Source organism: Cytobacillus purgationiresistens (assembly GCF_030813235.1).
GTDB classification, from domain to species: domain Bacteria; phylum Bacillota; class Bacilli; order Bacillales; family Cytobacillaceae; genus Cytobacillus; species Cytobacillus purgationiresistens.
Window position 1 is genome coordinate 86,888 of record NZ_JAUSUB010000008.1, and the last position, 24,062, is coordinate 110,949.

26 protein-coding genes and 2 pseudogenes are annotated in these 24,062 nt (G+C 36.4%); 3 read left to right on the forward strand and 25 right to left on the reverse strand.

Annotated elements, in window-relative coordinates:
* Positions 1-494: 494 nt before the first annotated feature.
* The 5 genes and pseudogenes from J2S17_RS11235 to J2S17_RS11255 all read right to left on the reverse strand — a co-directional run bounded on the left by J2S17_RS11235 (position 495) and on the right by J2S17_RS11255 (position 3,780).
* On the reverse strand, positions 495-1,055 hold the full coding sequence (locus J2S17_RS11235; RefSeq protein WP_307474845.1) for an isochorismatase family protein: 561 nt from the start codon (positions 1,053-1,055) through the stop codon (positions 495-497).
* A gap of 118 nt (positions 1,056-1,173) precedes the next feature.
* Positions 1,174-1,362, reverse strand: a complete 189-nt coding sequence (locus J2S17_RS11240) for a DUF1272 domain-containing protein (protein WP_307474847.1) — start codon at positions 1,360-1,362, stop codon at positions 1,174-1,176.
* Positions 1,363-1,659: 297 nt separating this feature from the next.
* The gene (locus J2S17_RS11245; RefSeq protein WP_307474848.1) at positions 1,660-2,352 is read right to left on the reverse strand and encodes an aspartate/glutamate racemase family protein; all 693 of its coding nucleotides are present in this window, start codon (positions 2,350-2,352) and stop codon (positions 1,660-1,662) included.
* Positions 2,353-2,726: 374 nt separating this feature from the next.
* Positions 2,727-3,308, reverse strand: a pseudogene (locus tag J2S17_RS11250) (HD domain-containing protein).
* Positions 3,309-3,510: 202 nt separating this feature from the next.
* Positions 3,511-3,780 carry a hypothetical protein gene (locus J2S17_RS11255; protein ID WP_307474849.1) on the reverse strand — a complete coding sequence of 90 codons (270 nt, stop codon included), beginning with the start codon at positions 3,778-3,780 and terminating at the stop codon, positions 3,511-3,513.
* A 498-nt stretch (positions 3,781-4,278) separates the two neighbouring features.
* Here J2S17_RS11255 and J2S17_RS11260 point away from each other — a divergent pair, with 498 nt between their 5' ends.
* Both J2S17_RS11260 and J2S17_RS11265 read left to right on the forward strand, forming a co-directional pair.
* Complete coding sequence (locus tag J2S17_RS11260; protein WP_307474850.1) at positions 4,279-4,704, forward strand: MerR family transcriptional regulator; 426 nt, start codon at positions 4,279-4,281, stop codon at positions 4,702-4,704.
* Positions 4,705-5,055: 351 nt separating this feature from the next.
* On the forward strand, positions 5,056-5,802 hold the full coding sequence (locus J2S17_RS11265; protein ID WP_307474851.1) for an SDR family oxidoreductase: 747 nt from the start codon (positions 5,056-5,058) through the stop codon (positions 5,800-5,802).
* 117 nt (positions 5,803-5,919) lie between these two features.
* Here J2S17_RS11265 and J2S17_RS11270 read toward each other — a convergent pair whose 3' ends face one another.
* The 11 genes and pseudogenes from J2S17_RS11270 to J2S17_RS11320 form a co-directional block, all read right to left on the reverse strand.
* Positions 5,920-6,675, reverse strand: a complete 756-nt coding sequence (locus tag J2S17_RS11270) for a 2-phosphosulfolactate phosphatase (protein WP_307474852.1) — start codon at positions 6,673-6,675, stop codon at positions 5,920-5,922.
* A gap of 599 nt (positions 6,676-7,274) precedes the next feature.
* Complete coding sequence (locus J2S17_RS11275; RefSeq protein ID WP_307474853.1) at positions 7,275-8,051, reverse strand: sulfite exporter TauE/SafE family protein; 777 nt, start codon at positions 8,049-8,051, stop codon at positions 7,275-7,277.
* Positions 8,052-8,114: 63 nt separating this feature from the next.
* Positions 8,115-8,341, reverse strand: a pseudogene (locus J2S17_RS11280) (sulfurtransferase TusA family protein).
* A 21-nt stretch (positions 8,342-8,362) separates the two neighbouring features.
* The gene (locus tag J2S17_RS11285) at positions 8,363-9,490 is read right to left on the reverse strand and encodes an MBL fold metallo-hydrolase (RefSeq protein ID WP_307474854.1); all 1,128 of its coding nucleotides are present in this window, start codon (positions 9,488-9,490) and stop codon (positions 8,363-8,365) included.
* A 66-nt stretch (positions 9,491-9,556) separates the two neighbouring features.
* Positions 9,557-10,135, reverse strand: a complete 579-nt coding sequence (locus J2S17_RS11290; protein ID WP_307474855.1) for a sulfurtransferase TusA family protein — start codon at positions 10,133-10,135, stop codon at positions 9,557-9,559.
* Between the two features lie 51 nt (positions 10,136-10,186).
* Positions 10,187-10,483 carry a rhodanese-like domain-containing protein gene (locus tag J2S17_RS11295; RefSeq protein WP_307474857.1) on the reverse strand — a complete coding sequence of 99 codons (297 nt, stop codon included), beginning with the start codon at positions 10,481-10,483 and terminating at the stop codon, positions 10,187-10,189.
* Positions 10,484-10,506: 23 nt separating this feature from the next.
* Positions 10,507-10,863 carry a rhodanese-like domain-containing protein gene (locus J2S17_RS11300; RefSeq protein WP_307474859.1) on the reverse strand — a complete coding sequence of 119 codons (357 nt, stop codon included), beginning with the start codon at positions 10,861-10,863 and terminating at the stop codon, positions 10,507-10,509.
* A gap of 44 nt (positions 10,864-10,907) precedes the next feature.
* Entirely contained in the window at positions 10,908-11,387 is a 480-nt protein-coding gene (locus J2S17_RS11305; protein WP_307474861.1) for a DsrE/DsrF/DrsH-like family protein, read from the reverse strand.
* Between the two features lie 58 nt (positions 11,388-11,445).
* On the reverse strand, positions 11,446-11,673 hold the full coding sequence (locus tag J2S17_RS11310) for a sulfurtransferase TusA family protein (protein WP_307474863.1): 228 nt from the start codon (positions 11,671-11,673) through the stop codon (positions 11,446-11,448).
* 250 nt (positions 11,674-11,923) lie between these two features.
* The gene (locus J2S17_RS11315; RefSeq protein WP_307474865.1) at positions 11,924-12,184 is read right to left on the reverse strand and encodes a metal-sensitive transcriptional regulator; all 261 of its coding nucleotides are present in this window, start codon (positions 12,182-12,184) and stop codon (positions 11,924-11,926) included.
* Between the two features lie 24 nt (positions 12,185-12,208).
* A complete protein-coding gene (locus J2S17_RS11320) occupies positions 12,209-12,514 on the reverse strand; it encodes a hypothetical protein (RefSeq protein WP_307474867.1) in 306 nt (101 codons plus the stop codon).
* Positions 12,515-12,670: 156 nt separating this feature from the next.
* Here J2S17_RS11320 and J2S17_RS11325 point away from each other — a divergent pair, with 156 nt between their 5' ends.
* Positions 12,671-13,255 (forward strand): VanZ family protein, encoded by a 585-nt coding sequence (locus J2S17_RS11325; protein WP_307474869.1) that lies wholly within the window; start codon positions 12,671-12,673, stop codon positions 13,253-13,255.
* 70 nt (positions 13,256-13,325) lie between these two features.
* On the opposite strand, the gene J2S17_RS11330 is transcribed toward J2S17_RS11325, so the two are convergent.
* From J2S17_RS11330 to J2S17_RS11370, 9 genes are all read right to left on the reverse strand, one after another.
* A complete protein-coding gene (locus tag J2S17_RS11330) occupies positions 13,326-14,210 on the reverse strand; it encodes a LysR family transcriptional regulator (protein WP_307474871.1) in 885 nt (294 codons plus the stop codon).
* Positions 14,211-14,327: 117 nt separating this feature from the next.
* Positions 14,328-16,043 (reverse strand): GMC family oxidoreductase, encoded by a 1,716-nt coding sequence (locus tag J2S17_RS11335; RefSeq protein WP_307474874.1) that lies wholly within the window; start codon positions 16,041-16,043, stop codon positions 14,328-14,330.
* A gap of 21 nt (positions 16,044-16,064) precedes the next feature.
* On the reverse strand, positions 16,065-16,829 hold the full coding sequence (locus tag J2S17_RS11340; protein WP_307474876.1) for a gluconate 2-dehydrogenase subunit 3 family protein: 765 nt from the start codon (positions 16,827-16,829) through the stop codon (positions 16,065-16,067).
* A 127-nt stretch (positions 16,830-16,956) separates the two neighbouring features.
* Entirely contained in the window at positions 16,957-17,214 is a 258-nt protein-coding gene (locus J2S17_RS11345) for a hypothetical protein (protein ID WP_307474878.1), read from the reverse strand.
* Positions 17,215-17,598: 384 nt separating this feature from the next.
* On the reverse strand, positions 17,599-17,994 hold the full coding sequence (locus J2S17_RS11350) for a hypothetical protein (protein WP_307474880.1): 396 nt from the start codon (positions 17,992-17,994) through the stop codon (positions 17,599-17,601).
* A gap of 192 nt (positions 17,995-18,186) precedes the next feature.
* Entirely contained in the window at positions 18,187-19,572 is a 1,386-nt protein-coding gene (locus tag J2S17_RS11355; protein ID WP_307474881.1) for a sensor histidine kinase, read from the reverse strand.
* A complete protein-coding gene (locus tag J2S17_RS11360; RefSeq protein WP_307474883.1) occupies positions 19,572-20,243 on the reverse strand; it encodes a response regulator transcription factor in 672 nt (223 codons plus the stop codon). Before J2S17_RS11360 ends, J2S17_RS11355 begins: the two co-directional genes overlap by 1 nt.
* A gap of 266 nt (positions 20,244-20,509) precedes the next feature.
* Entirely contained in the window at positions 20,510-21,550 is a 1,041-nt protein-coding gene (locus tag J2S17_RS11365; RefSeq protein WP_307474885.1) for a ribonucleotide-diphosphate reductase subunit beta, read from the reverse strand.
* A gap of 24 nt (positions 21,551-21,574) precedes the next feature.
* Entirely contained in the window at positions 21,575-23,803 is a 2,229-nt protein-coding gene (locus J2S17_RS11370) for a ribonucleoside-diphosphate reductase subunit alpha (protein WP_307474975.1), read from the reverse strand.
* Positions 23,804-24,062: the final 259 nt, after the last annotated feature.

Here is a 24,062-nt window from a genome sequence, read left to right on the forward strand (position 1 = left end):
GTTTTTCTCTACTATTATTTAAGTAGTAAGGCCTTCTCTTAGCAGCAATGGATAAGGTAGTGCAATAATAGAATAAACAATGAGGTTACCTGTCACGAAATTTATTAAAAGATGGTTCGCTAGTATCGAGGAAGATCATTTGGCTTGTTTGAAATGTTTAAATCATCTATTTGTTTTTCAATAGAAGATTTAAACCAGATGAAGATAGATTTTACTCACTTTATGCTGCAATTGATATTTATGTTTTGGAAAGGCTAAAGGCTAAAAAAGGACTGAGGTCTTTTGAATAATTTCTTTTTAAAGTTACAGAAGATTTTAGCTTCTCCGTATAATAAGCCCCTCACATAATGGAAGGGGCTTCGCTATTGACAGCATAAGTCCTGTACTTTACAAAATTCGAGAACATTATTCATACTTTGTTGCTATTGCTTTATCATGCACAAAGGTTTTTCCAGCGGGATCGCCAAGCAAAAATAACCGCTAAAAATAAGCATTTACCGATATTGATTGTGATTAGGCTCGAATAAACGCTCTTCAGCATTCCTAACAACAGAAAAATTATCTACATTATAATGCCCATGTAGCGTTTTATTGTGGTGATTAATGATATTCTCAGCAGATAAAACCTCAGAGTCAGTCGTTGAATGACCATTCCCTACGAGGGTTACATCAAAGGAGTTCACTGTAGCAGTTCTAACAGCCGTATCGATGCAATGCTCAGTTTTACATCCCATAATCACTAAATGGGATACTTGATTTTCTTTTAAGTATTGAAGCAGATCTGTCTTATAAAAAGCATTGGTTGCTTCTTTGTCAAAAAAAATGGCGTTACTGGCTGGAATCTTAATGTCGCTGTGAACTTGAAATCCAGGTCCTTCCCCATTGGCAACATCCTTATCTCTTACAAAAATGAGGTGTGCACCTTCCACTAAGGCTTGATTAATCACGCTATTAATATTGGCAATCAATCTATTTTTCTTGAACACTTCTTTTTCTTCCTGGTTTCCATCAATTAACTCTTGCTGAGCATCAATGATTAACAATGCTTGATTCAATAACATCTCTCCTCACGGCTTTTTTATTTTTGTTGCGGTATGAACTTCTTATTAAATCATAAATTTCTAGTTTTATACTTTTAAAAAAACATAGCCAAATCCTAAATTTGAAAGATGCCTATGATCTTATCACTTTCCCAGCCTTTGGTCGTCGGACAAGTTCACCACCGCAATTAGGACATAAAGAATTCATCCTTTCTGTACAGGATGAGCAAAATGTGCATTCATGAATGCAAATATAAGCATCAGAGTGATCCATCATTCCTCTGCTACACTTTTCGCATTGATTTCTCATTTCTAACCCCATTATTCCTCCCCCTTACTTACAATCCCTTAAACTCGAATTCCAAATAATTCAATTAATATAATTATAGATTGAGAATCGAATAGAATACAGTAATAAGACAAGGAAAAAAATATTATATACTTTTTATTTCAAGGAATGATATTCTATCCACTTATTTATATAAGGTTGAGAAACCTTTTATGAATAAGATAAGATTATACGATGTTTATCTAATGGTGACACTCAAAGCCGAGCATAATTTTTAGTTCATTAGAGATTTAATAAAGACCATCTCATCAGGGACCTGGTTAAGTCTTATTATCCTTCAAGTGCAATATTAACTGATTCAATCGCGTGTATAACTGTTGTATCAAATAAAGGCACGTCAGAATTATCTGGCTTTACAAGTAATCCAATTTCAGTACAACCTAATATGATGCCTTCAGCTCCCTTATCTATTAAACGCTTGATTATTTTTTGGTATTGCTCCCTTGATGATTGATTAATTTCACCTAAGCATAACTCCTCATAAATGACTTTATTTACACTCTCTCTATCTGCATTATTAGGGACTAAAACCTCAATACCATATGCCTCGATGCGTGATCTGTAAAAGTCTTGCTCCATCGTATATTTCGTTCCAAGTAATCCTACCTTACTCATTTTCGAGTTTTGAATTTGTCTTGCTGTTGCATCTGCAATATGTAAAATCGGAATCCTAATTTTCTCTTCTATATATTTAATCACTTTGTGCATGGTATTTGTACAAATCACGATAAATTCTGCTCCTGCCTTTTCTAAAGCCTGTGCAACATCACTTAATAACATACCTGCTTTTTCCCAGTTCCCCTCTACCTGGAAACGTTCAATCTCTTCGAAGTCAATACTGTATAGAATGCATTTTGCTGAATGCAATCCACCTAATTTATTTTTTATCTCTTCATTGATTATCCGATAATATTCAACGGAAGACTCCCAACTCATCCCGCCTATTAACCCAATCGTTTTCATAAATAATCCCTCATTCGTTTGAAGTGTTTTTTCATATGCAAATCGAACGGCTAAACCTAAAATGATTTAGAGGTTTTCGTCGTTTTTCATTTAATTCTATATTCTTCTTCAACTTTCCTGCCTCTTCTCTTTCATAAAAAGGGTATTCCCTATTATATAAGCTGGAAACCACTCTGAATAAATGAAAAGTTATACAAACTTAAAAAATCTTGGTTTGTTCTTTAAATTGTATAAAAGAACCCCATCACCCATAAAAAAATACCAACAAAAGGACCACTAATGTTGGTATTTCAGTTTCAGCGATAATAGGACACTGATCCACTCTTATGCAACAAAATGAATAGGTGTAATCATTCATACGAAAGAAAATTATATCATTCTAATGAGTCTGCTTGTTTGCTCTTATCTATTTGAATCTGGGTTTCTTGATCCACCATTTCTCTGATGGATTGGATGATTGGATCGAAAAGAGCTTGCTTCTTTCCGTATTCAAGATTAAAAAAGTAATCAAAATCAGGAGGATTAGCACCTTGATTATGTTGAATAATCGTTTCTATTTTATCAATTGCCTTTACCAACTTAGCTTCATTGGTTTCCTCTTTATTATATTCGTACCATCATTCCATGAATTTTTGTTGATTATTTTTGGAGAGAGAAGCGATCAGACTCTTAAGGGCGTCTCCTTCCTTCATGAACTTCATTTCAGAATTCACTTCAATTTTAGCAGATATATCCCCATCAAAAGCTTCTCCAAGATCATGTATTAGAGACAAACGTAAGACTCTATTAAAATCTAAATTAGGAAGGTATTCCTCTAATACCATACAAAACATAGTCAGCCGCCAAGAGTGCTCTGCTATACTCTCTTTTCTGCCATTGCTTGTCCACGCTGTTCTGGTGTTACTTTTCAACCGCTCAATCTCTTTAATAAAAGAAAATGATGCTTGAGTAATCACCCATTCAATCCACTTCCATCGCGATAAGAGTCTATCATGTTATTCAATTAAAGCTATCCCTCCGTATAAAAAGGTCACCGGATGACCACTTTATTTAGTTCCATTACAGTTCTAAATATGTAAATGTCTAATACCTTGAATCTTTCGAACTCGATAAATGAAAGACAAGCCAATTCTAAACTGGCTCATTCGATTTACTACCTCATTCTACGTCAACCTTTTCTGGTTCAATCTCTAATCTCATCGCAATATCCTTTTTAATATCATCAATAGAATGAAACTCGTAATCAAAGAAGTGATCCCATTCCTTAGCTGGTTCATAATCATTTAATATCTCTTCATTTTCTCCATAAAAAAGGACTGTATCCACTCTTAATAAATGATTTGAAACATTTTTGTCTTCATTATCATCATCAAAATACTGTTCCATCTCATTTTGAACTAATACCTTTACTCCTGTTAATTTAGTCATTAAATTCTCCTCCATATCTTGTATCATCAATTCTACTTTATATAGTTCATACACTCATTTCTCTTTGGTTAAACATTTGAGGCTCATTTACTAACCAGACAAAAGAAAAACTGTAATAAAAAATAATTTATCTATTAATCAGGATTTTTAAAAACAATCTTCATACATAACAGGAATGCTGTCCCTTTCCCCAAAGAATGGTTCAAAATATAATAACTTGAATGTTAAGTTTTGGATCTCGTTCAATAGACGGTTAATGCACTTGAATATCATCATCATTTTTTTCCTTTCTCTATATTCCAAAAGACCAACTTTTTGGCTTATTTAACCTACTCAAACAAATTTTTGACACTTTATTTCATTTATTCAAGAACAAATTCATGATAATAGTATTTATTCTTGACTTAGAGTTAACTCTAACACCTATTATAGGATCACTTAAGTAAGTAGCTGAATAAAACAAACGCTCAGTAAATCAAATGATTAGGGGGTGTAGAATTGACTGAGAAAACATATCGAATTGGTCAGTTAGCAAAAGTGATTGGTGTGAGCGAACATACTTTGAGGTTTTATGAAAAAGAAGGGCTTGTTATTCCCAAGAGAAATAAAGGTAACATCCGCAGTTACACTGAAGAAAATCGTTTATGGATAGAATTTTTGTTGCATATGAAAGATACCGGCATGACCTTAGAGGATTTGAAACGATACAAGGCTTTATGGGAATTAGGTGATGAGGGGTTAGATGAGCTTGTGCAATTATTAGAAGACCATCGAGCGAATGTAAAAGCAAAGTTAAAGACTTATGAAAACAACCTTTCTCTTTTAGATAAGAAGATCGACCTTTACCAAGACTATATTACCAAAAACGGCAGAAAAGATTTATTTGAAAGTTTTGTTCAAGAAAAAAATCAAAGTACAGATTAAAAAAGGCTCTTTTCTAATAGATTGTTGTTTTTTCATAGGTTTTAATAAAACAAACCATTGATAAAAAAGGTGATTGGAACGGGTGTGCGAGACTCCTGCGGAAGTGAAGCGGACGATGAGGCTCACTTGGAGAGGAAATCAACGACTACCTGCGAAAAGCAACAAAGGAAACGAAAACAGCCTTAAAAAATAATAAAAAGCACTTGACTTAGAGATAACTCTAGCAAATAAACTAAGCACATATTACACAGGAGGTGATACCTGAAACAACCCATTTAAAGAAGGAAACGTTCACTATGTGTGTAAAATTAGGAAAATATTAAATAAAGATAAAAACTTGGAGGAATGAACATGTCGGGAATTAAAGATAAGGTTGTCATTATTACAGGTGCATCAAGTGGTATAGGAGAAGCTACAGCAAAAGAACTTGCTTCTAGAGGTGCAAAAGTAGTTCTTGGAGCACGTCGTGAGGATCGCTTAAAAATGTTAAAGGATGAGATAGAAAAAAATGGTGGTCAAGCTGTATATCAAGTAACAGATGTCACTTCAAGAACAGAAGTTGAAGCATTAGCAGAATATGCTTTAAATAATTATAAGAGAATTGATGTTTTAATTAATAATGCGGGGACTATGCCACAATCTCCTCTTTTCAAGAAAAAAGTTGATGAGTGGGATATGATGATTGATGTCAATATTAAAGGGTTATTATATGGCATTGGATCAGTTTTACCAACAATGAGAGAACAGAAATCTGGTCATATCATCAATTTATCATCGATTGCTGGTCACCATGTCTACGCAGGTGGTGCTGTGTATAGTGGTACTAAACATGCCGTAAGAGCGATCACAGAAGGTTTACGACAAGAAGAAGCAGCTAATGGGTCAAATATTCGCACCACAAACATTTCACCGGGTGCGATCAATACTGAGCTAACAGAAACAATCACAGATACAGAATTAAAGAGTGCCTATGATGAATTATATAAAGGAGCAATTGCGCCTGAAAGTATCGCACGTATAATCGCTTTTGCAATTGAAGAACCAGCAGATGTTGCTGTCAACGAAGTAATTGTTCGTCCGACAAATCAACAAGCTTAAATATTCCAAAATGGGTGTAGTCTTTTTTATAGAACTGCGCCTTTTTTTTTAACAGTCTACTGAAATGCTTAACTGCTCAAAAGAAACACTGCCATCTTCTGTTAAAGATAATTTTTTTCATTTTTCACTCACAGTTACAAAATGATCCTTATTTAATATTGGAACCGTTTGATCAACATTTAAATGACTACAATATTTCACATCCTCCGCAAACCCTCGTTCACGTAATTCACGCCCACTTCCACACTCCCAAACTAATTCATTTAATTTTTGTTTTGAATGCTTAAACGCACCAATACACACTTCGACTTCAGGGGACTTTTTCCCGTTTAAGTATGAAAGTATCGCACCAGCACCTAAATAATCTTCAATAGAAGGCCGAAGAGCATCTTCATTCTCTCTAGCATCACTCCATTGTTCACCACAAGGAATGACAGTAATATTTGCCTTTGTTTTTATTCTTAATTGATTAGCAACGGAAGCAACTGATGAAGCATTAATTAACGAGCCTATTAAAAGTGCTGGAACCTTAGAAGCTACCCAAGTACAAAATGCACCATTAAGCGAGGATAATACATATTTTTTATTAGAGTGACCATGGTTAAAGGTACCTGGTGATAAAGTCGGATTTCCTATTTTAGTTGCCTCAGCTCTACCTAGAATATAATTAGCACCTACTTTATTTGCGTACCCCCTTCCATCCAAATTTGGTGGAAAAGGATAAATAATAGATCCATATCGCAAAGCTGAAATTACAGTTGAAGAAAAACTAAGGACATCCACAATTATTACAATATCCCCCCTACTCGCTGCATCTCTAGCCCCACGCCTTCCCCATTCCACTCTCACTTCATAAGGAGATTGTTCAAACAAACTTAAAACCACCTTTCAATCATTTGATAGGATTGATTATAAAGTAATTTTTTAAAAAATATAGACTTATAATTCTGAATAATATACAATTAATGTTAAGTTCTGTAAAAAACACCCTCTTTCAAGTGAAAGGGTGTTTTTTGGAAGATTGAAATATGAACTTCATTACCAATCACAGCTTGATAAACAAACACTGAAGGGTATTTTATTTTTTGTTTAATGCCCCTGTAGTGAAATTAGAATAATGCGCAGTAAACGGAAACTCTGCATTAAAAAAGTATATATAAAATGTTTGTGCTAACAAGTTGGATCATACTCTTCACAAATGTTCATTTTCAACCACTCCTTTTTCTATTATCGTTATCCATTATTTTTTTATCTTGTATAAATAAAAATCACAGACCGCCAAATCAATTTAAACTGACATTCCGTGATTTTAATTGTCAGTTCTTCATATGATAAATCAATATAATGACTCAACCAGGAGCAAAACTAAAACCCCGGGTCATATGGAAGGAATAAATTGTCTCCGCGGTTTTTCTTCTCTAAATTGGCAATTACTGCATTTATGATTCTTTTCCTCTTTATATCTCCTCACCTTATAAAATATCAATCCAAATTTTAACTGCTGTTGCAAAGATAAGTATGGCAAGAATAATTTGCAGAATCTTTGTATTCATTTTTTTACCTGCCATTGCACCGAGTGGAGAAGCGATTAAACTGGCAACAACCATGATAATTGCCGGATAATAATCCACCTGACCAGTCGAAACTTTCCCTACTGTAGCGCCAATAGAAGAAATTAATGTAATGGCCAAGGAGGATGCAATCGTCATTCTTGTTGGGATTTTTAAAACAGTGAGCATGATTGGCACTAGTAAAAACGCACCTGCTGCCCCGACAATCCCAGCACCCAAACCGACAATTAATGCTAAAACAGCTGCCAGCCATTTATTGAATTTTACTTGATCATAAGGTATATCGTCTAAGCCTTTCTTCGGAATAAACATCATGATTGCTGCGATGAGTGCCAATACACCATAGACGAGATTAATTCCGCTCTCTGGCATAAGCTTTGACCCAAATCCACCAACGAAGCTGCCGATCAATATACTAATACCCATATAAGCAATGAGCGTTTTATTTAAGTACCCGCCTTTCCTATATGCCCATACACCGCCAATCGTCGCAAAGAACACTTGGACTGCACTAATTCCGGACACTTCATGGGCTGTAAAGGTAGCAACTCCTAATAAAGAAGGAATATATAATAGCATCGGATATTTGATAATTGAGCCACCAATGCCGAGCATACCTGATAAATAAGAGCCAATAAATCCAATCAGGAAGATTGTGATAATAAATGCAAAATCCATTTTACTTCTCCTCTCTTATCATGTACTTTGAAAAAGGGAACCAAGACCGGTTCCTTTTTTTCATTATTTTTTTTGAATCCAAAATTTATAGACTCCGTCCTCTTCCTCTTGCTTTAAAAGAGTATGGCCACAAGATTTAGTCCATGCACTGATATCATTTATTGATCCTTTATCTGTAGAATGCACTTCTAGCACTTGCCTTTGTTCAAGATCATTCATCGCTTTTTTGTTTTCACAATTGGCAGCGGACATGCAAGCCCTTTTGCATCTAGTAGTTTTGCTGTTTCCATTTTGTTTTCCCCCTGATTTTATTATCGCACTGCACATCGATTAGGACCGATTTCCATTTCGCGCTGCTTTTCTTCATCAGGTGCAAATTTCCCCATATTAGTTTCGCGGATTTCCTGATAAGCATTTGGCTGCGGCGGAAGATTTTCAGTGACCATTTTTCTAAATTCTGTTTCGTCGTCTATATTTAATCCATGATTCTTTTCAAATAAAACACCTAATTTCTCTGCAACGCTTCCGTCATCATTTAACTCGTCGATAATCATAAAATGAGCAGGTAAAACCATTAATTCACTGGATAATTCTTTATAACGTTGATATAAGCTTTCTCTTAAATCACCAACCCAGTCTCCTGCTAATCCTGCAAGGTCAGGTCTACCGATAGAATCAATAAACAGAATATCTCCAGTTAGCAAGTATTTCTCATCGATGACAAACGATGTAGAACCAATTGTATGTCCAGGGGAATATAATGCGTGAATATTAATCGCTGTACTGCCTATCTTCACTTCATTTCCATCTTCTAATCGGTTGTATTCAAAAGTTACCTCTTCTGCATCCTTTGGCGACAGCCAATAGGCAGCGCCTGTTTCTTCAGCAATGATACGACCGCCTGAAATATGATCAGCATGCAAATGTGTATCGAAAACATGAATAATCTTTGCACCAATACTTTCGGCAAACTTAAGATAAACATCGGTCATTCTTGTCGCATCAATTAGAGCTGCCTCACCTTCCGAAACGGCCATATATGATAAACAGCCTTTACCGATTCTCACAAATTGATATAGTTCTCCACCGTTTTTCAACTCACCCAGCTTAACTGGTTCTAAATGCTCACTCCAAGCTTTCATGCCACCTTCCAAGTAGGACACTTCAAGCCCTTCTTCCAAAAGCATTTCCGCAATCATAATGGAGGAGCCTTCTTTCGCGCATACTACAATGATTTCTTTATTGGCTGGAATCTGATCCATTATTCTTTCCACACCATCTAGCAAATCAAAATACGGGACATTCAAATATTCAAAGTTCACTCCTTCGATTTTCCAATCTTGAAAATCAGCTTCGTTACGAACGTCAATAATAAATAGCTCTTCCTTATTAAATACCTTTTTCGTAACTTCATGTGGCTTCATAGCTTTTACTGTCATTTTTATTACCCCCCACGGTATATTAGTTTGTAAAAAAATAGAGTGTTGCATGTGTATGCATTATTCTTATTGATTGAAGTTGACTGTTTTCCCAAACCATCCACTCATACCTGGTAAGACGTTAAATACATTTGTAAAACCATTACTCGCCAACTTTTGTGAAGCTAAATCACTTCGGGTTCCTGTTCGGCATATAACAAAAGTCTTTGATGCTTTATTTAATTGGTCAAAATGATCTTCAAGCTCTCCTAATGGAATAGAGATTGCACCTGGAATATGATTGAAAGCATATTCTGCAGTTTCACGTACATCTAGTACAACTACTTGTTCATTATCTTCCAATGTTTTCATAAGGTCTTCGTTGCTGATTGTATACGGATACTTTGTTTCTGAAGTGGTTTCATCATGAGACGATTTTCTTATAAAATGATTTAAAACCCCACCTTCTTCTATCGTACCTAAATATTGATGGCCTGTACTTTCAGACCATGCTTTAATATCAGCTTTGGATCCTTTGTCAGTTGCTTGTATTTCCAGCACGTGACCAGATTCTAAATCCTTCATTGCTTTCTTTGTTTTGACGATCGGCATTGGACAAGCTAATCCCTTTGCATCTAGCGTTTGGTTCACTTTCATTTTTTCCATTATAAAGCCTCCAATTATACCGCTATCGGTATGATATATTTTGTTAACCGTTTATTCAGTTTTTCCTTCCCATGCCATCATGCCACCAGCCATATTTTTCACCTTGTAGCCATGGTCTTCTAATAGCCGCGTTGCCCTTTCACTTCTGCCACCTGAGCGGCATACCATCACATATTCCTTCGTTTTATCTAATTCATGCAAACGGAACTCCAGTAATCCTAGAGGTATATGGACCGCGCCTGGGATTTTCCCTTTTGCTGCTTCTTCTACTTCTCGCACATCAATGATTTGGCGATCCTTATCACTTTTTATGAATTGCTCGACTTCAGATGGTAAGATTTGTTCCATTCTTGTTCCACCTCCCATTATGATTACCAGGCATTCATGCCGCCTCTGACATTTGTTATCTTTTGAAACCCTTGTTGTTTCAATAATTTACTTGCTTTATTGCTTCTCATTCCGCTCTGACAAATCACAACCACTTCTTGATCCTTTGAAAGACCAGATGCTTTTACTGTTATATCATGCAAGGGAATATTTTTAAATTGATTGATCGAGCGGGCTTTATACTCTCCTTGTGTACGAACATCGATAAATTGCTTATCTTTTGCACCTAATTCGGTTCTTAATTCCGCCATTGTAATATGCCTTATTCCTTTAGTTGGGAGAATTCGACTGAGCAGAAATAGAGCTATAAGAGCGAAAAGAAGAAAATTTAGATAATCCAATTGAATGAATACCTCCTTTTATAAGGGAAGTATCCCCCTATAAATTAGATAAATAAGTTCACCTTTCCATCTTCGGCATCTGCAAGATAAGCTGCTACACCAGCATATTCAATGCCATCTAGTAATTCTTCTTGATGTAAGCCGAGTAAATCCATTGTCATCGTACATGCAACAAGCTTTATATCTTGGTCCTGCGCCATCTCAATTAAATCTGGAAGCGGAACAGCATTATGCTTTTTCATGACACCTTTAATCATCTTGGGACCGAAACCAGCAAAATTCATATTCGATAACCCCATTTTATCTGCGCCACGCGGCATCATTTTGGCAAACATTTTTTCCATAAAACCTTTTTTAACTGTTACTTGTTCGTCTTTTCTCAGAGCGTTCAGGCCCCAGAAAGTGTGAAAAATGGTCACCTCATGATCGTATGCCGCTGCACCATTCGCTATAATGTACGCCGCCATCGCCTTATCATAATCACCACTAAATAATATTATCGTTGTTCTCTTTTTCTCTGTCATAATTGCCTCCTTATATTTTTACATATACCCGTATAGGTATATAGAATTGTAAATTTTTTTATCCTTTTTTAATCCAAAACTTTAATACGTCATTTTCTTCGATATGCTCTAATAATTCATGCCCGCCCGATTTTGCCCAAGCAGTTAAATCATTCTTTGCACCCTTATCTGTAGCATGGATTTCTAAAACCTCGCCAGTTTCTAATTGCCTTATTGCTTTTTTAGTTTTTACAATTGGCATTGGGCATGCGATTCCTTTTACATCTAATACTTGTTTTACATTCATTTTTTTACCTCCTTTTTATTGTTGCTGAAAGCACTTTTTGTAATCATTTCATTTATTGAGTGTGAATCTGAAGCGATGTTTCGCCACCAATAGGCACCTATTAGGCACTTTTGCTTAGTTTTAACTCTCTAATTGCATTTTTTGGTCATTCCAATTCAATTTTTAGTCACTCCAACCGCCACCTTATTAATATACCATTACCCCTATGGGTATATTAATAAACAAAATAAAAAATGTCAACCGCTAAATTTCATCTGCTTTTTACAAGCATATTGACAGCTTCTTTGATGATTTCACTACTTTCATCATTCGATTGATCGGCCTTTAATACACATTCCACTAGATTGGAACTTACCACCAAGCCGATTGTTCTGTCTGCTGCAGAGCGGACTGCTGAAAGTTGGGTCACGATATCACGGCAATCTTTACCATCTTCCATCATTTTCAATATTCCGCGAAGCTGTCCTTCCATACGCTTTACTCTATTTTTCATTTGGTCACCATATTCCATCCGCTCATTCTCCTTCCGTTAATTTTATATTTGTTTATTCGTTAATGGATAACCAATAACAGAAAAGCCTTTCTTTCTCAGAAAACGGATACTCATATTTTCTTCAATTTGACTCGACGCATGATAATACCTATTTAAATAGGCAACAGGTATATTAATACTATCCAAAATAGGACTTTGATATGATTGGTTATAATCCCTCACATCAAGTATCTTTACATCAGCTGGATGCTGGTCAAATGAATCAGCAGCTTCCACCCCTTTTATTGGACGATTTCTTAGATTTAAATAAACGGCAATGATCACTGCTATCAAAAGCAATAATAGCATACTGATTGATCCCCCTAAATGATTTAATTAACTTACAAAATTAACTTTATACCCAATAGGGTATATTGTCAACCAACTATCCTTGTACAAATTTTGGTATTATTTATGATAGAATGTTTATGAAATTCGGTTTGTGATTGAGGGAGGGGAGTAATTATGAAGAGAAGTCTGGTTTTTTCATTACTTATAGCTATTTGTTTATATTTGCTTGTTTCACCTGTTATGTATGAGCTGGTTTTTTATTTGAATGTGGTTGTGTTGCCAGTTGTGTTTTTTTGCTTATTTTCTATTGTATTCTTTTTAATATCATACATTTCAGGTAAAAGGATAATGATTTCATTAAGGATCGGATATTATTTGGCAGTTATATATTCCATCGCGTTATTAATTTTGTTATTTTTCCGTCCAAATGATCAAAGCTATGATTCGATGAACATCATTCCGTTTGCTACTATTTCCTTTTATCTTTCTAATGAAGTTAACTCGCTCATCTCTTTTTATAATCTAGCTGCTAATATTGGCTTATTCATACCCTATGGCCTATTTTTAAGAATAAAAGGACTAAATTTTCTTAAAACCGTTGTCATTATGTTTTTAACTATTTCATTTATTGAAACGATGCAACTGCTTACTAAAAGGGGGAGCTTTGATATCGATGACATCATTTTGAATGTTTTTGGTGCTATCATCGGTTGGTTTTTTTACTCTTTTTTTGTAAAAGCGGTTTATATTAAAACATAGGGAACTAAAGCTAAGTGTTACAACAAAGCAGGTGAAGCATGACACCAGCCTGCTTTATTCAATAACCTTGTCAAATTTGCTTTTTTAAAAAATTGATTGTAAATGCAATAAATTCTTTAACCATTTCCGATTGGGCCCGCCTTTTATGCCACACAACACCAACTATTCTTGTGCACTCAGGTTCTTTTATTTTCAACTTCGCTATATTTAGACTCTCACTTCTTTTACTTTTAATGATGGAAGGACAGAAGGCAACACCCAGACCTTTTTCCACCAATTCATAAGTGACACCTGTTTCGTCCCCCTCAAAAGCAAAATTCGGATAAAACCCTGCCTTTTCACAGAAACGCTCCGTCATATCTCTAAAGCCGTAACCAGCTGACATCACGATAAACGGATCATGCTCCAGCTCTTTTAGAAAAATAGATTCCCTGTTCGCTAATGGATGAGTAATGGGTACGGACATTAGGATATCTTCCTCCAATACTGGATACCATTCAATGTCGTTACCTATGATCGGCACAGTCGAAATCCCAACATCAATTTCCCCTATTTGAAGCTGATGACTCATTCTTTCTGAAGAGGCATGGTATTGTCTGAATCTCACTCTTGGCTGTTTTTCCAAAAATCCTCCAAACAAGTCTGGCAAGATTAAGGGAATGGTTACTGCAACTGTAATCAAATCATTTTGTTTTTCCGCTAAAAATGCCAGCTCTCTTTCGCCGATTTTCATTTCTAAAAATACTTTCTCAACAGTCCCTTTGTAAGCCTCTCCGTACTTATTTAGTTTAATCTGTCTTCCCGTACGATCAAATAGTTCATAGCCTAAATCTTGTTCAAGCTTTGAAATCATTTTACTTAATGCAGGCTGAGAAACATTCAGCTCAGCAGCAGCCTTTGTTAAATGCTGATGGCGTGCAACCGCTTCAAAATACTTCATCTGTAATAAATCCACTGAGCAGCCTCCTTAGATTAAAGATAGGATATTCATATTGTAAAATTAAATCGCTTATCAATGCAAAAAACACCTGCCTTCATAAGGAATGAAGCCAGGTATTTATAGGAAATAGTATTAAACTAGAGATCCTCCATCCTTCATATATCGAATGATTCCTTCTGCAGCTCTGTAAGATAGCGCACCTAATGTACCAGTAGGATTAAAGCAGCTATTATGAGGAAATGCTGAGGCACCCGCTACAAATACATTTTCAGCATCCCACATTTGCAAATAGGAATTAACAGCAGAAGTTTGCGGGTCTGCCCCCATTATGACGCCTCCTGTATTATGCGTGTTCGTGTCTTTATTTACATTAAACGGCGCTTGTTCTTCAGAGGTTTCGATATGATCCGGACCTATATTCTCTGCTATGTTTCTCGTCACCTTTGACATATACTTAACCATTTCTTTATCCTGCTCAGTATAATCATAGGTCATCCGTAATAAAGGCATACCGTATGCGTCTTTATAGGTTGGATCGAGATCCAGATAATTTTGTTGATGGGGTAAGCTCGCACCTTGTATCTTAACAGGAAACGTGCTGTTTGCATATTTAATCGATTGCTTTTTAAATTCACTACCCCATGATGCTGTACCATTTGGCACTCTGTTGACTGCAATCGGACGGTCGCCATATTGGGTGGTCCGAATACCAGCTCCATGAATGAAATTTTCATTCGTGTGATCAAAATTATCCCCTGTAAATTCAGCAATTTCTATGCCTAGTGCTCCAGCACCTCCATATAAATTGAACTCTTTATTATCGAAAAATAGTGTAGAGCCACCTGCAGAGATTTGGTAGGCGTAGTTTTTACCAACAGCACCTGCACCTGTTTGCGGGTCATATGGCTTGCCAAGATTTGAGTTAAGCAATAGGCGTACATTGTTAAATACATAGCTCGCGATAACTACGACTTCTGCAGGCTGTTCAAACTCTTCTCCTGTTAGTGTATTTACATAAATAACGCCAGTAGCTTTTTGACCGTCATTCACAATTTTTGTGACATTGGAATGTGTACGCAAGTCAAGATTTCCAGTCTGCTTCGCTACAGGAATAACGGTTACAACCGGGTCCGCTTTTGCCCCATATTCGCACCCAAAGTTCTCACAATAAGCACAATATTGACAAGCACTTCGGCTAATGCCATCTGGATTTGTGTAATTTTCAGACAGGTTTCCAGAGGGCAAAATATAGGGTTTATAGCCGAGCTTTTTTGTAGCCTTTTCAAACTCTTCCATAATCGGCGTTTTCAACATCGGTCCAGTCGGATAAGGATTTGACCTTTTGCCATATAGCTCTACGGTTTCACCAGAGATACCTGCCATCTTTTCAAAAGTATCATAATAGGGCTCTAATTCATCATAAGTCATGCCCCAATCCTGGACAGTATAGCCTTTTTTTATTTTGTTTTTTCCGTAGCGCTTCTCTGTCAGCGTTTTTATTTCAAAGTCATAGGGTAAAAAGCGGTAAGTTTGTCCGTTCCAGTGGCTTCCTGCACCACCGATACCATCTCCGACGATAAATGTGCCGTAATGCCTCATCGGTAAAGCTCTCGTCTTACTATTATTACGTGAAGTAATTGTTTCTTTTGATAAATCCTGCATCAGTTCTGTTCGATGCTGAAAGCGAAGCTCATCATGCCCCATTGAGTAATCCTGTGTTGATCTTGCTTTTCCCCGCTCAAGACCAACAACCTTCAACCCTGCCTTTGTTAATTCTGAGGCAATGATGCCTCCTGCCCAGCCCATACCTACAATAACAACAGGCACTTTAGGTAACTTTGTACTCATGATTGTCAATCCTTTCATTGATTAATGGCCCATATGACTGTTTAGGCTTTGCGGCTTCTTCTCTACAAATGAATTGCTTTGAATGTCATTCGTATAACTCATATAAGAACCTGGATACTTCCTCATCTTCCAGCCTTTCATCTCTTTGTTTCCTCCATATAAAGGATCCGCATATGCTCCTTCTATCGTCAATGTTCGCAGCATCGAAAAGAAATGTGATGAGGAGATACCTGAAAGTTTATATTTCTCGCCACTTTCAAAGTCAGTTAGCACCTCATCCTGTTCATTTACTTCTAGCTCAATAAAGTTTTTCTTGAACTTTTTATTGCTGTACTTGTCCAAACCTTCAAGGCCTAAAAGGAATAAATCCTTACGCAATAGTCGCAGCTGAGTCCCTTGAAGCTGATCTGGAGAATAAAAAGGACCTTGCATATAATCCTTTACATTTGCACCCCATGGACTTGCCAGCTGATGATCTATATAAATGGCGACATTTAATTCAATCGCACCAGGTCCTAATTCATCTTTAGGAAAGATCCGTTCAGCTGCGGCAGCTGTCAATCGATATTGATCCATCGTGAAAAACATTAATGCTTCATTAGGATAAGACACTGGCTCTTGAGGTGATGTATGTACATGCTCAGAGGATCCTCCAGTATTCACACCTAAAAGATTTGCCACTGCCCCGCCCAAAACGATACCGCCAACAGTCAATCCTGAATTTTTCAAAAATGTACGTCTTGATTTAAGATGATGATCCACTTTTTGATTTTCATTTTCAGACATACGAATACCCCCCATAAAAAATAAAACAATCATAAATTATTTCGAAAAGAAAAATTCATTAATTCGAGATAATTGTTCAAACAGTCTCTTCTTAAATTACTACTTCTCCGACTATTCTATCTAGACGTTAAAAAAGCATTTCCCAACTAAACACGATCGAATAGATGAGAGTGACAGCAATTAAAGCAAATGTAAAAAGGAAAGACCGTTTCCCTAGCCAAGAAATTAAAATAATTGCAAGTCCTATACTGGCTGCTATAAAGCTTAACCCAGGGAATTCAGGCATGTATAATGAGAGGAAGTAGCCAAAATTAGCAATGATAAATATCGGTGCAATCACCTGATTCAACATCCTAATCTCAGAATAAGCGTGATGATTCTCCAAGAATGCTCCTCCTTTGACTTTTATTCTGTTAATGTTCTGCATAACAACAGCCTTCTCGGGTGAGAGAAGGAATATTAAGAATTATTTATATGACTACAATTAACTCAAGGACAATTATACTATCTGAATAGTATTAAATATAATACATATTTGCACAATAAATCATAACCATATGGTTATGATTTATTGTTTAATTGAACATATTCACTGTAGAATAATGACTGTACATGAGCATGAGAGTTCACTAATTTGAGAGAATATAAGATTGAAGTGTAGACTCTGGGAGTTAAGAAGATTAGTTGGGTGCGTACTTCATACTCTTCTTTTCTAATCCTTTAAAAGCGCAAAAAAAAAACCTCTTGGTTGAGAGGCTCTCGTTCTATATTATGGTTTTTCTACATTTGAATTAGTAAAAGTAAGGATTAAGAAAAATAAAAAGCTTAACAATAAGATACTGCCGCCAACGATATAAAAAATCGTGTTTACAACATCAGGCAAGAAGGCTGGTTTAAAAATAAACATTGCCATTCCTCCAGTCAGCCCAATGGACCCTATAACAGCTGACCCTACATGGAGTTTAGCAAGCAAGCCCAGTTTTGGCGTGAATACTTTATAATAGACCGCCCAGGCAAATAGTGAAAGCCAGCCAACAACCAAGCTATGGGCATGAATGGGCTTATATAAGTAACTGCCCTCTCCTGCCATATGTGAGCCTAAAAATGCGCCAACTAGTGCAAATATTGCGGATAATCTTAATAAAAGCTTACTATATTTATTCATATAATTCCCCTCTTTTCATCAATATAAATATAAGTTCAATTCAAGTATATATTATTATAAAGTATGAAAGTTGTCTCATGAACACCTTTCCTTTACTTCTCCTTCAATTTACAAGATGAATATGAACGGAATATGAATAGAAATTTACAATTGAATCAATCGATTTTACTTTTTTATAATTAAATTCGATTACTATAAATCCGCATTTTTTGGAAGAATGATGGTAAAAGTTGTTCCTTTTGTTTTTTCACTTTCAACAAATATCTTGCCATCATGCAGTTCTATAATTGATTGAACTATGGCTAAGCCTAATCCGGTACCTTTAACCGCTCGATTCCTTGATATATCTGCACGATAAAGGCGTTCAAAGATTCTCTCAATTTCAGCGTTAGTTAAACCGATGCCATCATCTTGGAAATGAATATGCACACTATCTGCTTTCTCTTCTAAACGGATATCTATTTCGCCATTTTCATCACTATATTTTATCGCATTCGTCATCAAATTTTCCCATATGGAATAGAGCAATGACGGGTCGCCTGTATATTGAAATGGGGGCAAAGCATAGCTCACCATTATTCCCTTTTCCTCTAAATACCATTGATTTTGTTTAATGACGAGTTTTATCTGATCGCTTATATCAAAAGATGATCGGTTGACCAAATCCTTTTTCGTATCAATAGACGATAATAGTAATAGTTGATTCGTCAAGTTTGATAAGCGGTCGACCTCTCCCTCTACTACATGAATATAATCTCTTTCTTCTGCTGATAATGTTTTCTTTTTAAACAGATTTAGGTACCCTTTAATGTTGGATAATGGCGATTGAATATCATGAGAAATATTAGAAATAAATTCCTTTCTCATTTCATTAGCTTTATCTAGTTTCCTGGCCATTTTCATAAAACTTGCTGAGAGCTCACCAATTTCATCTTTTTGTGAAGTATTAAGCTGAATGCCAAACCTTCCATCTGCAATAATTGCGGTTGCCTCATTTAATTTACTAATCGGTTTCACAATATACTTCGTACTAATTAATACAAAAAGGATGCTGAGCACAAGAATTCCGAAAAGTAACCAACCAAACATGATATGCATTTCACTAAATAATAATTTAATATCCGGTCTAATGAAAAGTGCATATGTATGACCTCCATGTTCAAATTGAACACCGACTGAATTCTTTAATTCGTTGGCAAAGAAACCCGTTACAAATGTTGTAATTGGGAAGTTGGATATGCCGTGATAAATATCTCCTCTCAAAACCTGACCGACCGCAGTATTGGGCAAGTTCGTTTCACGGTACTCTGCTCCATAAAAACGATGATCATTCTGTCCATCTGTTACATAAAGCTGATAACCGATATCGCCAATATGGTGCAAATATTCATCAATATTTAATTGTTGATGATGATTTAAAAAAGCCACTAATTCTAAACCGATATTCGTTACTTTTTCATCATTCAGCGGTTTAAGGGTTTTTTGATAATACAGATTCGAAATAAAAAAAGAAAGCAAACTGCTAATAAGCATGATCACAATTGTGGTGATGGCAATTTTTGAATATAAGGTTTTCATTAATTGACCTCCAGTGAATAGCCTACTCCTCGGATGGTTTTTATGCTGACAGCTATACCTAGTTTCGTAAATCTTTCTCTTAACCGCTTAATATGTACATCTACAGTCCGTTCATCTCCTTCAAAACCCAGACCCCAGACATTTTCAATTAATTGCGCTCGGCTGAACACTTGGTTCGGACGTGAAGCAAAGAAATGAAGCAAATCAAACTCCTTTAATGGAAGGATGTATGTTTTTCCGTTTACTTCTACTTCGTAGCTTTTTTTATTTATAAATAATGGGCCGGCCTTCACACTCGATTCCGCTGCTTTACCATACCTTCTTAATAGTGCATTCACTCTAAAAAGGAGCTCTTTAGGCTCGAATGGCTTTACTAAATAATCATCTGTACCAAGAAGATAGCCCTTTTCCTTATCCTCTATTTGGCCTTTTGCAGTTAATAAAATAACCGGAATATCGTAATTGGTACGAATCTGCTCTGTTAGTCCGTATCCGTCCAAATTAGGCATCATTATATCAGCTATCGCTAAATCGAAGTCTCTTTTTTCGAGCTCAGCCAATGCTTCATTTCCATCTGCTGCTTCAACTGCACGAAATCCTTCCTTTAACAATAAATCCTTCACTAAATATCTGACATGCTGATCATCGTCAACGATTAAAACAGTCTTCATTTTCAATCCCTCTATTCTTTTTATCTACATTCGTAGGCTGACTTTTTGACTTATGGCGGACATGCCCAATCCATGAACGTGGGTTAAATCCTACACACCAGTGGGACCGAGCGCATGTGACTCATCTCTTATACCTTTTGCGCTTCTCTTTGTCCAGCTTCGGCGGCTAGCCCCTCGAGGCCTTTAGCTTGTCGGGGCTGGGCGAGCTGCCTGCGCTTTTCTTATAAAAATAAACCTTGCAGTATTTGCAAGGTTTATTATATGTGTTATAGTTCGTCAAATCCATTATCAACTTGATTTACTTTTGTATATTGTCTTGATTTCTGCTCGAAAAAGTCTGATTTACCTTGATCGACTTCTTCATAGGCAACAATCCATCGAAGAGGATTCTTGCGGTAGCCTTCGAAGGGTCTTTCAAAACCTAGCTGATTGCTTCTAACATTGGCATAGAACTTAATATAAGCTTCTAAGTCACTGATTAAAATACCATCCATTTTATCTCCAATGATATAATGGGCCCATTCAATTTCAAGCTCGGCCGCTTCTTTAAATGTTTCTTTTACAAATTCTTGCAACTCTAATGTGTTTAGTTCCGGGTTTTCATTCAGTATTTCTTTAAATATCTTCACAAATAAATCAACATGGATCTGTTCATCACGATTAATATAATTTATCATCGTTGAAGTCGAAACCATCTTCTGATTGCGAGCAAGATAATAAAAGAAGGCAAAACCTGAGTAAAAGAATAACCCTTCGAGAACTACATCATATACTATGGATTTTAATAAGTTTTCAGCTGTTGGGTTTTCTGCAAAATCTTTATAACCGTTCGTAATAAAGTCATTTCTTTTTCTCAATGTTGGCTCTGTTCTCCAATAATCAAACACTTCATCCTGTTTCTTTTTAGGAACAAGCGAGGAAAGGATATAAGAATAGGAATGATTGTGAATCACTTCTTGTTGTGCCAAAATGATCATCAATGCAGACAGGCTGGAATCTGTCAGATAGTCTGCTGTTTTCCCCGCATAGTCGGTTTGAATGCTATCAAGCAATGCTAACAGACCGATAATCTTTAAAAAGGCATCTTGTTCGTCATCAGTTAATTGAGGGAATTGCCTTATATCCTGAGACATATTTATTTCAAAAGGTGTCCAAAAATTTGCGAGCATTTTTTTATATTTCGGGTACGCCCATGAATATCTGACATCATCCCAATTTAGAATATTTGAGCATTCACCATTTAAAATCCCTGTGGAACGGTTGGGTGCCTCGTGATTCATAATCGGGCGTTTTTTTATAACATCCATTTTATTAAACTCTCCTAACTTTTTTTAGCTGGAACAAGATTCACAGTCCTCAACTTCTGTTGATGTTGACCGCAGATAATAAGTTGTTTTAAATTTGTTTTTCCAAGCGGAAACATGCAGATCTAATAGTTCTTTTGCTTTAACATTATTTTGAATATAAAGGTTAAAAGAAATGGCTTGATCAATATGTTTTTGTCTGCGCGCGTTTTGCTCAATGCTCCATTTTTGATCGATATGATAAGCCGATTTATAATACCAAGTCGTTTGGCTGTTCAAGTCAGGTGCTGTTACAGGGATGCGGTAATCCTTCTTTTCCTCGGAATATTGCTTATTGAAAATTGGATCAATGCTCGGAGTGCTCCCAGCGATTAAAGCTGTAGATGCATTTGGAGCTACGGCCTGCAAGTAACCGTTTCTCATCCCATTTTTCTTAACATCTGCCATCAAACCAGACCAATCATATTGACTTTCGGATGCCAAATATCCACGTTTTGTAAAATAAGCACCCGTATCCCAATCCGATCCTGGAAATGCTGGATAAGCTCCTTTTTCTGCTGCTAACTTCATTGAGCTATCAATCGTTAAATAAGCGATCTTCTCATAAATCTCATCTGCAAAATCGAGAGACTCTGGGCTCTCCCAGATTATTTTATTTGTTGCTAACAGATGGTGCCATCCGAAGGTTCCAAGGCCAATTGCGCGATATTTCTGATTGGTCAGTTGACCTTGCAATACTGGAATCGTATTGATATCAATCACATTATCAAGCATTCTAACTTGAATGGGGACTAATCTTTCTAATACTTGATCATTGTACGCTCGTGCGAGATTTATAGACGATAGATTGCAAACGACAAAATCTCCTGGGATTTTTTCAATAATGATTCTTCCATCCCTCGTATACTCTTCCTCCCGCTTTGTTACACTTTGGTTTTGAACAATTTCTGTACATAGATTTGTACAATATATCATCCCTGCATGAGCATTTGCGTTTTTACGATTGACTTCATCCCGATAAAACATGAAAGGCGTTCCTGTCTCAAGCTGGCTTCTCATAATCATTTTCATTATTTCGATCGCCGGTACAGTTTCTTTTGACAATCCAGCATGCTGAACACATTCCTCATACTTCTGACGGAATGAACCTGATCCTTCAGATTCATCATAGAAATCCTCTAGGGAATAACCCATTTTTTGTCTGACCTCATGGGGATCAAATAAATACCATTCTTCTCTGTTTTCTACTTTTTCCATAAATAAGTCAGGAAGACATACTCCAGTAAATAAATCATGTGTGCGCAATCTCTCATCGCCATTATTTAGCTTTGCATCTAAGAAAGAAAAGATGTCTTTATGCCATACATCAAGATACACACTGATTGCGCCTTGTCTTTGACCAAGCTGATCCACACTTACAGCCGTGTTATTCAACTGTTTCATCCAAGGAAGAACACCTGAAGAAGCACCTTTGAAGCCCTTTATTTCACTGCCGCGGCTGCGGATTTTCCCAAGATAAACGCCAATTCCCCCACCGTTTTTAGATAGAGCTGCAATATCTGTATTACTGTCATAAATGGAATCGAGGCTATCATCCACTGTTTCAATAAAACAGCTGGATAGCTGCCCCCAGTTTTTCCCTGCGTTCGTTAACGTTGGTGTTGCAACAGTCATATACAGATTGCTCATCGCCCAATAAGCTTCTTTAACCAATTCCAATCTATTGGAAGTTTCTTTTTTCATTAATACCATAGCTATAATCATGAATCGCTCCTGTGGCAATTCATAAATATTCTTCATTCTATCCTTTGCTAAGTATCGGTCTGCCAGCATTTTCACACCTAAATAGGTGAAAAGCTGATCGCGTTCTGGAGAAATGAATGTACCTAACTCATCAATATCTTCTTTTGAATAAGTGTTTAGTAAGTCTTTTTCATAGATATCCAGTTCAGTAAGCTTCTTTAGTAGAGAATAGAAATCTCCGTAAGCTTGTTCATCTGAATAATTCCTATTGAGTGCAGCTTCTTTATATATCTTTTTCGAATATAATTGTGCTGCAACATAGGTCCAATCAGGCTCATCCATCGATATGTAGGATAAGCATTCCAGAATGAGTTGCTCATATATTGTTGATGAATCTAAATGATCCATTTGCTCCGCTCTATTTTTCAATGATTGTATAGGTAATTTAGGGAATGATTTCATTAGTTCGTCAAAATTGATTTCATAACTTACTTCTAATATTTTCAAATTAATTCCTCCTCCAAATGTGAAACGAAATGCGTAGGCGCCTTGTTCAGGCCCGACAAGCTTAAGACGGATTGGCAGGAAGGTTGTTCTTCACCTTCCTGACGATTTGGCTTAAGACCTCGAGGGGCTAGGCGCTGAAGCTAGGCAAACGAAATGCGTAGGCGCCTTGATCAGGCCCGACTTTTATGGAAATCTTAATCCTCAAGGGTTGACAGAGCTGAAATTGAACAAAAAAAATCCGCTCAAGGATTTGAGCGGATAAAAC

What these genes read in the sequence shown, in the direction of transcription:
- J2S17_RS11240 (WP_307474847.1), bottom strand. Translation starts at nt 1,362, where the DNA reads ATGGGGTTAGAAATGAGAAATCAATGCGAAAAGTGTAGCAGAGGAATG.
- J2S17_RS11245 (WP_307474848.1), bottom strand. Translation starts at nt 2,352, where the DNA reads ATGAAAACGATTGGGTTAATAGGCGGGATGAGTTGGGAGTCTTCCGTT.
- J2S17_RS11255 (WP_307474849.1), bottom strand. Translation starts at nt 3,780, where the DNA reads ATGACTAAATTAACAGGAGTAAAGGTATTAGTTCAAAATGAGATGGAA.
- J2S17_RS11265 (WP_307474851.1), top strand. Translation starts at nt 5,056, where the DNA reads ATGTCGGGAATTAAAGATAAGGTTGTCATTATTACAGGTGCATCAAGT.
- J2S17_RS11275 (WP_307474853.1), bottom strand. Translation starts at nt 8,051, where the DNA reads ATGGATTTTGCATTTATTATCACAATCTTCCTGATTGGATTTATTGGC.
- J2S17_RS11285 (WP_307474854.1), bottom strand. Translation starts at nt 9,490, where the DNA reads ATGACAGTAAAAGCTATGAAGCCACATGAAGTTACGAAAAAGGTATTT.
- J2S17_RS11290 (WP_307474855.1), bottom strand. Translation starts at nt 10,135, where the DNA reads ATGGAAAAAATGAAAGTGAACCAAACGCTAGATGCAAAGGGATTAGCT.
- J2S17_RS11295 (WP_307474857.1), bottom strand. Translation starts at nt 10,483, where the DNA reads ATGGAACAAATCTTACCATCTGAAGTCGAGCAATTCATAAAAAGTGAT.
- J2S17_RS11305 (WP_307474861.1), bottom strand. Translation starts at nt 11,387, where the DNA reads ATGACAGAGAAAAAGAGAACAACGATAATATTATTTAGTGGTGATTAT.
- J2S17_RS11310 (WP_307474863.1), bottom strand. Translation starts at nt 11,673, where the DNA reads ATGAATGTAAAACAAGTATTAGATGTAAAAGGAATCGCATGCCCAATG.
- J2S17_RS11315 (WP_307474865.1), bottom strand. Translation starts at nt 12,184, where the DNA reads ATGGAATATGGTGACCAAATGAAAAATAGAGTAAAGCGTATGGAAGGA.
- J2S17_RS11320 (WP_307474867.1), bottom strand. Translation starts at nt 12,514, where the DNA reads ATGCTATTATTGCTTTTGATAGCAGTGATCATTGCCGTTTATTTAAAT.
- J2S17_RS11325 (WP_307474869.1), top strand. Translation starts at nt 12,671, where the DNA reads ATGAAGAGAAGTCTGGTTTTTTCATTACTTATAGCTATTTGTTTATAT.
- J2S17_RS11335 (WP_307474874.1), bottom strand. Translation starts at nt 16,043, where the DNA reads ATGAGTACAAAGTTACCTAAAGTGCCTGTTGTTATTGTAGGTATGGGC.
- J2S17_RS11340 (WP_307474876.1), bottom strand. Translation starts at nt 16,829, where the DNA reads ATGTCTGAAAATGAAAATCAAAAAGTGGATCATCATCTTAAATCAAGA.
- J2S17_RS11350 (WP_307474880.1), bottom strand. Translation starts at nt 17,994, where the DNA reads ATGAATAAATATAGTAAGCTTTTATTAAGATTATCCGCAATATTTGCA.
- J2S17_RS11355 (WP_307474881.1), bottom strand. Translation starts at nt 19,572, where the DNA reads ATGAAAACCTTATATTCAAAAATTGCCATCACCACAATTGTGATCATG.
- J2S17_RS11360 (WP_307474883.1), bottom strand. Translation starts at nt 20,243, where the DNA reads ATGAAGACTGTTTTAATCGTTGACGATGATCAGCATGTCAGATATTTA.
- J2S17_RS11365 (WP_307474885.1), bottom strand. Translation starts at nt 21,550, where the DNA reads ATGGATGTTATAAAAAAACGCCCGATTATGAATCACGAGGCACCCAAC.